1 protein-coding gene is annotated in these 1,170 nt (G+C 50.6%); it reads left to right on the top strand.

The features are described 5' to 3' along the window. The first annotated feature begins 4 nt into the window (after positions 1–4). Positions 5–1,152, top strand: a protein-coding gene (locus tag D5066_RS22770; protein ID WP_085949497.1) for an IS3 family transposase whose coding sequence is annotated in 2 segments (ribosomal slippage) — positions 5–242 and positions 242–1,152 — 1,149 coding nt in all. Because the reading frame shifts where the segments join, the coding sequence is not laid out codon by codon here. Positions 1,153–1,170: the final 18 nt, after the last annotated feature.

The following is a 1,170-nucleotide window of genomic DNA, read 5'->3' as shown; positions in this document are numbered from 1 at the left end:
GCCCATGAGCGGTAAGCGTTATCCCGAAGAGTTTAAAACTGAAGCAGTCAAACAGGTTGTTGATCGCGGTTATTCTGTTGCCAGCGTTGCAACACGTCTCGATATCACCACCCACAGCCTTTATGCCTGGATAAAGAAGTACGGTCCGGATTCTTCCACTAATAAAGAACAGTCAGATGCTCAGGCCGAGATCCGCCGTCTCCAGAAAGAGCTGAAACGGGTTACCGACGAACGGGACATATTAAAAAAAGCCGCGGCGTACTTCGCAAAGCTGTCCGACTGAGGTACGCCTTTATCCGTGACAACTCCTGTTGCTGGCCTGTTCGCCTGCTCTGTCGGGTGCTGGATGTTCATCCCAGTGGTTTTTACGCCTGGCTTCAGCAGCCGCATTCACAACGCCATCAGGCAGACCTGAGACTGACAGGACAGATTAAACAGTTCTGGCTGGAATCGGGATGCGTCTATGGTTATCGCAAAATCCATCTGGATCTGCGTGACAGCGGGCAACAGTGCGGAGTAAACAGAGTCTGGAGACTGATGAAACGTGTCGGAATAAAGGCTCAGGTCGGATACCGAAGCCCGCGGGCACGTAAAGGCGAGGCCAGTATCGTGTCACCCAACAGGCTCCAGCGACAGTTCAATCCGGATGCTCCTGATGAGCGTTGGGTAACGGACATAACCTACATCAGGACCCACGAAGGCTGGCTGTATCTTGCCGTTGTTGTTGATCTGTTCTCACGCAAAATTATCGGCTGGTCCATGCAATCCCGGATGACAAAGGACATTGTCCTGAACGCACTGCTGATGGCTGTATGGCGGCGTAATCCCGAAAAACAGGTGCTGGTTCATTCGGATCAGGGCAGTCAGTACACAAGCCATGAGTGGCAGTCGTTCCTGAAATCACACGGCCTGGAGGGTAGCATGAGCCGTCGCGGTAACTGCCATGATAATGCGGTTGCAGAAAGTTTTTTCCAGTTGTTGAAACGTGAACGGATAAAGAAAAAGATCTACGGAACGCGGGAAGAAGCACGCAGTGATATTTTTGATTACATCGAAATGTTTTATAACAGTAAGCGTCGGCATGGTTCTAGCGAACAGATGTCACCGACAGAATATGAAAACCAGTATTATCAACGGCTCGGAAGTGTCTAGATTATCCGTGGCGATTCA

It is taken from the genome of Enterobacter chuandaensis (assembly GCF_003594915.1).
Taxonomy (GTDB): Bacteria; Pseudomonadota; Gammaproteobacteria; order Enterobacterales; family Enterobacteriaceae; genus Enterobacter; species Enterobacter chuandaensis.
Note: the sequence above shows the minus strand (reverse complement) of the source record. Positions and strands in the feature narration are given on the sequence as shown.